This window comes from Sphingosinicella sp. (assembly GCF_052388015.1).
Classification (GTDB): domain Bacteria; phylum Pseudomonadota; class Alphaproteobacteria; order Sphingomonadales; family Sphingomonadaceae; genus Allosphingosinicella.
Genome location: NZ_JBQTIN010000068.1, coordinates 1 through 7,108, shown reverse-complemented (window position 1 = coordinate 7,108; position 7,108 = coordinate 1). Strand labels below are relative to the sequence as shown.

10 protein-coding genes are annotated in these 7,108 nt (G+C 67.8%); 3 read left to right on the top strand and 7 right to left on the bottom strand.

Features of this window, described 5'->3' with window-relative positions:
- Both ACT4N3_RS05940 and ACT4N3_RS05935 read left to right on the top strand, forming a co-directional pair.
- Window positions 1-1,106, top strand: a 1,106-nt coding sequence (locus ACT4N3_RS05940) for a DUF885 domain-containing protein (RefSeq protein WP_444854290.1), incomplete at its 5' end; no start/stop codon positions are given.
- A complete protein-coding gene (locus ACT4N3_RS05935; RefSeq protein ID WP_444854289.1) occupies window positions 1,103-1,585 on the top strand; it encodes a GFA family protein in 483 nt (160 codons plus the stop codon). The genes ACT4N3_RS05940 and ACT4N3_RS05935, both read left to right, overlap by 4 nt.
- A 184-nt stretch (window positions 1,586-1,769) precedes the next feature.
- Here ACT4N3_RS05935 and ACT4N3_RS05930 read toward each other — a convergent pair whose 3' ends face one another.
- Window positions 1,770-2,093, bottom strand: a complete 324-nt coding sequence (locus ACT4N3_RS05930) for an ArsR/SmtB family transcription factor (RefSeq protein ID WP_444854288.1) — start codon at window positions 2,091-2,093, stop codon at window positions 1,770-1,772.
- Window positions 2,094-2,157: 64 nt separating this feature from the next.
- On the opposite strand from ACT4N3_RS05930, the gene ACT4N3_RS05925 reads away from it, so the two are divergent.
- Entirely contained in the window at window positions 2,158-2,640 is a 483-nt protein-coding gene (locus ACT4N3_RS05925; protein WP_444854287.1) for an SRPBCC family protein, read from the top strand.
- A gap of 84 nt (window positions 2,641-2,724) precedes the next feature.
- Here the strand turns inward: ACT4N3_RS05925 and ACT4N3_RS05920 are convergent, their stop codons facing one another.
- The 6 genes from ACT4N3_RS05920 to ACT4N3_RS05895 all read right to left on the bottom strand — a co-directional run.
- On the bottom strand, window positions 2,725-3,642 hold the full coding sequence (locus ACT4N3_RS05920) for an oxidoreductase (protein WP_444854286.1): 918 nt from the start codon (window positions 3,640-3,642) through the stop codon (window positions 2,725-2,727).
- 11 nt (window positions 3,643-3,653) lie between these two features.
- Window positions 3,654-3,764, bottom strand: a complete 111-nt coding sequence (locus ACT4N3_RS05915) for a DUF2474 family protein (protein ID WP_444854285.1) — start codon at window positions 3,762-3,764, stop codon at window positions 3,654-3,656.
- Window positions 3,751-4,746 carry a cytochrome d ubiquinol oxidase subunit II gene (cydB, locus tag ACT4N3_RS05910; RefSeq protein ID WP_444854284.1) on the bottom strand — a complete coding sequence of 332 codons (996 nt, stop codon included), beginning with the start codon at window positions 4,744-4,746 and terminating at the stop codon, window positions 3,751-3,753. The genes ACT4N3_RS05915 and cydB overlap by 14 nt, the downstream gene beginning before the upstream one ends.
- Window positions 4,747-4,886: 140 nt before the next feature.
- A complete protein-coding gene (locus tag ACT4N3_RS05905) occupies window positions 4,887-6,287 on the bottom strand; it encodes a cytochrome ubiquinol oxidase subunit I (RefSeq protein ID WP_444854283.1) in 1,401 nt (466 codons plus the stop codon).
- A gap of 94 nt (window positions 6,288-6,381) precedes the next feature.
- Window positions 6,382-6,816: a tetratricopeptide repeat protein gene (locus ACT4N3_RS05900; protein ID WP_444854282.1), complete on the bottom strand. Its 435-nt coding sequence runs from the start codon at window positions 6,814-6,816 to the stop codon at window positions 6,382-6,384.
- A 10-nt stretch (window positions 6,817-6,826) separates the two neighbouring features.
- A partial coding sequence (locus tag ACT4N3_RS05895) for a glutaminase (protein ID WP_444854281.1) occupies window positions 6,827-7,108 on the bottom strand: 282 nt, incomplete at its 5' end.

Sequence of the window (7,108 nt, the reverse complement as noted above, 5' to 3'; positions counted from 1 at the left end):
ACTGGGAAGCGCGGGCGACCCAGACCGTCTCCGGCCCGATCGCCGCCGCGCTCGACCGGCAGATCGCCGCCCTTCAGGAGCTCCGCCGCAATGCCGTGCACGACGCCGGCTGCTGGCGGCTGCCGGAGGGCGAGGCCTATTACAATTGGGGCATTCGCTCGAACACGACCACCGCGATGCCCGGCGAAGAGATCCACCGCATGGGCCTCGCCCAGGTGGCGGAGCTGCACGGCCAGCTCGAGCCGATGCTGCGCGCCGCGGGCTACACCCAGGGCAGCGTCGGCGAGCGGATGAACGCGCTCAACCGCGATCCGGCCCAGCTTTACGCGAACACCGACGAAGGCCGCGCCCAGCTGCTGCGGGACCTGAATGGCTATCTGGAGCTGATCGCGCGCCGCCTGCCCCGCGTGTTCAACACGCTGCCGCGCGCCCGGCTGGAGATCCGTCGCGTCCCGCCGGCGATCGAATCCGGCGCACCGGGCGGCTATTATCAGGGCGCGTCGCTCGACGGCTCCCGCCCCGGCGCTTATTATATCAACCTGCGCGACACCGCCGAATGGCCGAGATACGGCCTCAAGACGCTGACCTGGCATGAGGGCAATCCGGGCCACCATTTCCAGAACAGCGTCGCGCGCGAAGCGGGATCGCTGCCGCTCTACCGCCGGCTCGGCGGCTTCTCCGCTTACAGCGAAGGCTGGGCGCTCTACTCCGAGCGCGTCGCCGACGAGCTCGGCGTCTATGAAGGCGATCCGTTGGGGCGGATCGGCTATCTCCAGGCCTATCTGTTCCGCGCCGTCCGCCTCGTCGTTGATTCAGGCCTTCATTCACGCCGCTGGAGCCGCGAGCAAGCCATCCGCTACATGGTCGAGAATGCGGCCGAGCCGGAGGGCAGCGCGGTCCGCGAGATCGAGCGTTACAGCGTCTGGCCGGGCCAGGCCTGCAGCTACAAGATCGGCCAGACGGTGATCGCGCGGCTGCGCGACGAGGCCGAGCGCGGCATGGGCGCGCGCTTCGACATCAAGGCGTTCCACGACGCGATGCTGCTCTCCGGCGCGATGCCCTTGAGCGTGCTCGAGCGGCGGATCCGGGCCTGGGCGGCGGCATGAGCGGTGCGGCGGAATTGGAAGGCGGCTGCGCCTGCGGGGCGGTGCGCTACCGGCTGAACGCCGCGCCGATGTTCGTCCATTGCTGCCATTGCACGAGCTGCCAGACCGAAACCGGCAGCGCCTTCGTGATCAACGCGCTGATCGAGGCCAGCGAGGTCGAGACGACCAAGGGTGCGGCCGAGCCCTTGCTCACCCCGTCCGAGAGCGGACGCGGCCAGCAGATCTGGCGTTGCCCGGACTGTCGCGTGGCGCTGTGGAGCAATTATGGCGGCGCCAATGACGCGATCCGGTTCGTTCGCGTCGGGACGCTCGATACGCCCGGAGCACTGCCGCCCGACATTCACATCTACACCCGCTCGAAGCTCCCTTGGGTGCGGCTGCCGGACGGCGTGCCGGCGGTCGAAGTCTATTACGATTCCGCCGCGCTCTGGCCGGCCGACAGCCTCGCTCGCCGCAACCGCGCGCTCGGGCTGGGATAGATCAGGTCGGGCATACGATATTCAAACTCCCCCTCCCTCAAAGGGAGGGGTAGGAGGTGGGTGGTGACCGAAGGGCTCGATGCCCCTGAGGGAGCGCCGGCGCGAGAGCGGTCTTCCTGGGCGCGCAGACGCGCGCACCCACCCCTTGATCCCCTCCCTGGGTGGAGGGGAAAGACGGGAGACGCTATTCTTCCAGATCGCGCTTCAGCCGGTCGAGCAGACCGGCGGCGCGCTCGGCAAAGGGGCCGATCCAGCGGTCGTGGATGCGCTTGATCGGCACCGCGTCGAGATGGTTCCATCGCTCACGCCCCTCACGGCGGACGACGATCAGCCCGGCTTTCTCCAGGACGCCCAGATGCTGCATCACGGTGCAGCGGTCGAGATCGGGGAAGCGCGCGACGAGGTCGCCGGTGGTGCGCGGCTCGCTCTTCAATTCGTCCAGCAAGGCGCGGCGCGTCGCCGATCCCAGAGCCTTGAAAATCCTGTCCTCGGCGGCCGTGTTTGACATGTTATATTTCTATAACATATAAGCAACGCACGCAAGCAGCGATTCGCACTCAAGGAGAGACGTCATGGACCTCAAATTCACCGTTTCCGCCCGCATCGCGCGGCCCGTCGCGGATGTGTTCGAGGCGGTCGCCGACCCCGCCATCCTGTCCGAATATTTCACCACCGGCGGCGCCAAGGGCCGGCTCGAAACCGGCGCCACCGTGCTGTGGGAATTCGCCGATTTCCCCGGCGCTTTCCCCGTCGACGTGGTCGAAGTGGTGCCGAACGAAAAGATCGTGCTGCGCTGGGAAGCCGGCGACGGCCGCGAAGACCATGAGGCCGGCACGTGGGAGCGCGGCGGCTATCAGACGACCGTCACGATGACCTTCAAGCCGCTGGACGGCGACACCCGCACCCTGGTGGAGATCAGCGAGGAAGGCTGGCGCGAGACCGAAGGCGGCCTGCAGGCGTCCTACGGCAATTGCATGGGCTGGTCGCAGATGCTCGCCGCGATGAAGGCGTGGGTCGAGCACCGCATCAATTTGCGCGCGGGCATGTACAAGTAGCGGACTCTCGTCATTGCGAGCGAAGCGAAGCAATCCAGTCCGACGCAGCTGGATTGCCGCGCCGCTTCGCGGCTCGCAAGGACGTTATTGGAAGCTCACCCCGGTCAGCCGCTCCGCTTCCTCCCAGAGCCGCCGTGCCGCCGCTTCGTCGCGCGCCGCATCGCTCATTCGCGCCGAACCCGGCGGGCCCCTGCGTTCGCCGCGCCCCTGCGGACCGTAATAGCAGCCGCTTGCGGCTTCGGGTTCGGTTGCGGCGTATAGGGTGGGCAACGCGCCGGCCGCGGCCGACTGGGAAACGAGCGGGAAGAGGAGCCCGATCAGGCGCGCGCCGATCGACTTGCCCATGCCATTGTCGATCAGCTCGCTGCGCGCCCAGCCGGGATGGGCGGCCATGCTCGCCACGCTCCAGCCGCCGGCCCGCGCGCGCCGGTCCAGCTCCAGCGCGAACATCAGCATCGCGAGCTTGGAGAAGGAATAAGCCTGCCAGGGCTGGTACTCGCGCTCACCCTGCAGATTGTCGAAATCGATACCGCCGCGCCGGGCATGGGCGAGGCTGCTGAGCTGCACGACACGCGCGCCTCCCGTCTTGCGCAGCATCGGCAGCAATCGCGCGGTCAACGCGAAATGGCCGAGGAAACTGACCCCGATCTGCCGCTCGAACCCGTCCTCGGTCGTCTCGCGCGCCGGCAGCGCCATCACGCCGGCATTGTTCACCAGAATGTCGAGCCGGTCGTGCCCGGCGGCGATCCGCCCGGCGAAAGCGGCAACGGAGGCGAGGCTGCCGAGATCGAGCGCCTCGAAGCGGACCTTCGCCGCCGGATGCGCGGCCCGGATGCGCGCCACCGCGGTCTCGCCCTTGCCGCGGCTCCGCGCGGCGACGACGGTCTCCGCCCCCGCGCCGGCCAGCGCCAGCGCCGTCTCATAGCCGAGCCCGCTGTTCGCGCCCGTCACGATCGCGATCTTGCCCGCGAGCGATGGCATGTCGTTCACCGTCCAGCCCATCGCCTGTCTCCCTAGGGATGCAGCACCCAGCGCAATCCGTAGGCGACCAGCCCCAGCGCCGCCACGCTCCCCGTCCAGATCGCCACGAACCAGGCGAGCTGACGCAGCCTAGTGATAGCCATGCGCGCCGACCTTGCCGCGGAACACCCAATAGGACCAGGCGGTGTAGGCGAGGATCAGCGGTACCAGCACGACCGCGCCGACCAGCATGAAGCTCTGGCTCTCATAAGGCGCCGCCGCCTGCCAGATCGTCACCCGGCCCGGGATCACGTCCGGCCAGATCGAGATGGCGAGCCCCGCGAGGGTCAGCCCGAACAGGCCCAAGGTGGCGGCGAAGGACTGCCAGTCGCGCCTGCCCCTGATCCCCCGCCAGGCGAGGATCGCGATGCCGCCGAACGCGCAGGGCATGAAGCCGGTGAGCCAGATCCCCGGCGATTCGAACCAGCGCTGATGATATTGCGCCTCCAGGAACGGCGTCGCGAGGCTGACCGATCCGACCGCGGCAAGGAAGAGCGGCAGCAGCACGGAAGCGAAGCGGCGCGCGTCCTCCTGCACGCCACCCTCGGTCTTCCAGATCAGCCAGGTCGCGCCGAGCAAGGCGTAGGCGACGACCAGGCTGGCGCCGGTCAGGATCGAGAAGAGGCTGAGCCATTCCCACCAGCCGCCGGCATAGGCGCGGCCGTCGATCGTGATCCCCTGCAGCAGCGCGCCCAATGTGATGCCCTGCGCGAAGGTCGCGACCAGCGAGCCGAGGGTGAAACCCAGGTCCCAGAGCTGCCGGTGGCCCGGATCGCGCCAGCGAAACTCGAAGGCGACGCCGCGGAACACCAGCCCGAGCAGCATCGCGATCAGCGGCGCGTAGAGCGCCGGCAGCACGATCGCATAAGCGAGCGGAAAGGCCGCCATCAGCCCGCCGCCGCCGAGCACCAGCCAGGTCTCGTTGCCGTCCCAGACCGGCGCGATCGAATTCATCGCCTGGTCCCGCTCTCCGCCCACCTTGAAGCCCTTGAAGAGGATGCCGATGCCGAGATCGAAACCGTCCATCACCACATACATCGCCACCGCGAAGGCGATGATGAGGGCCCAGATAACGGTGAGGTCCATCTAATTCCTCCCCTGCACTTGCAGGGGAGGGGGACCATGCGAAGCATGGTGGAGGGGCGTGCGGCTTAAGAAGCCCCTCCACCGCACTTCGTGCGGTCCCCCTCCCCTCGAAATCGAGGGGAGGAACTGGTGCCGCTTCCTCATCGCTCCTCCCCGTCCGCCGGCCCCGGCATGATGCCGGCGGCGCGCATCGGCAGCCTGGCCTGCGCCGGCTCGCCCTCGGCCGGCGCGTGCGCCATCAGCCGCAAGATATACCAGGTCCCCGCCGCGAAGACGGCGAAATAGACGATGACGAAGGCGATCAGCGATCCGGTGACGCCCGGCGCGCCGATCGGCGAGACGGCGTCGCGTGTTCGGAGCAGGCCGTAGATCACCCAGGGCTGGCGGCCGACCTCGGTGGTGACCCAGCCGGCGATCACCGCGACGAAGCCGGCCGGGCCCATGAGCAGGGCGAAGCGGTGCAGCCAGGTCCAGTCGTGCAGCTTCTTGCGCCAGCGCGCCACCAGGCTCCAGAGGCCGAGCCCGAGCATCAGGAAGCCGAGCCCGACCATGATCCGGAACGACCAGAAGATGATCGCGGCCGGCGGCTGATCCTCCAGCGGCACGGTATCGAGGCCCCGCATCGGCGCGTTGAGATCGTGCTCCAGAAGCAGCGAGCCGAGATGCGGGATCGCGACGGGATGGCGCACGCTCTGCGCCGCCTGATCGGGAATACCGAACAAATATAAGGGCGCGCCTTCCGGATGACTCTGGAAATGCCCTTCCATCGCCATGATCTTCACCGGCTGGTGTTCGTAGGTGTTGAGGCCGTGCTGGTCGCCGACGAAAATCTGGACCGGCGCGACCAGCGCCAGCATCCACATCGCCATCGAGAACATCGTCCGGACCTCGGGCGTGTCGCGCTTCCTCAGCAAATGCCATGCGGCGACGCCGCCGACGACCAGAGCGGTGGTCAGGTAAGCGGCGAGGACGGTGTGAACGAGCCGATAGGGGAAGCTGGGATTGAAGATGATGTCCAGCCAGGAACCGGCCGGGACGAACTGGCCGGCCGCGTTGATCGCATAGCCGGTCGGCGTCTGCATCCAGCTGTTCGCCGACAGGATCCAGAAGGCGGAGAGGAAGGTGCCGAAGGCGACCATGCAGGTCGCGGCGAAATGGAGGCCCTTGCCCACCCGGCCCATGCCGAACAGCATCACGCCGAGGAACCCGGCCTCGAGGAAGAAGGCGGTCAGCACCTCATAGGCCATCAGCGGGCCGACGATCGGCCCGGCCCGGTCGGAGAAGACCGACCAGTTGGTACCGAACTGGTAGGAAAGGACGATGCCGGAGACGACGCCCATCGCGAAGGCGAGCGCGAAGATCTTCAGCCAATATTTGAACAGGTTCAGATATTTCGCCTCGCCTGTCTTCAGCCACAGGCCCTCGATCACCGCCAGATAGGAGGCGAGGCCGATCGAGAAAGCGGGGAAGATGAAGTGGAACGAGACCGTGAACGCGAACTGGATTCGCGCCAGCAGCAATGCGGTCTCGGCGTCGGCCACGGAGGGCTCCTCGTGCGCGGCGATAGCCCGGCTGCGGCGGATTTGCACGTGCGGCGACGATGATAATGCGTCAGCTACACTTGCACCGCCGGCATCATCCAAGCACTCGCAACCGCGCCTCGGCCTCCGCCTGCCCCGCGTTCTCACCTGTCAGTTCGCGCAGGCGATCGTCGAGCGCGACATAACGGTCTCTCGCTTCCCGCCACAGATGTTGCGCCCTTCGTGAATCCCCGATCGCTTCCGATTGAACGGCGGCCGCGCGCGCCGCGTTGGCGATGTCGAGTGGATCGGCGGCCGGCGCATCTCGGTAGATGTCCAGCGCTTCCGCGAGCGGCACCGCCGCTGCTTCAGGTTCCCCGGCCTCGACCAGCAAGTCGCCGAGATGGCGCAGGGCATGGGCGAGACGCGGCGCGTCTTCGAGCTGCCGTAACAAGCCGACGGCTTGGCGCTGAAGCTCGATGGCGCGGTCGCGATCCCCGGATTGCCGCGCCGTTCTTGCTTGTTCGATCAAAGCGTTCGCCTGCTCCATGCCTCGCCTCCTAAAAGAACACCGACCAGCCGGTTTTCTCCACCAAAGCCTCCAGCGCCGCCGAACCGGCCGCGCTCGTGCCCGATGCGTTCAGCGCCGGCGACCAGGCGGCGATCGCGCCATGGCCCGGCGCGATGGCGAGGATGCCGCCGCCGACGCCACTCTTGCCCGGCAGGCCGACGCGGAAGGCGAACTCGCCCGAATTGTCGTAATGGCCGCACAGCATCATCACGCTGTTGATCCGCCGCGCCCGGTGCGGCGGGCAAATCTGGGCGCCGGTCTCCGGATCGCG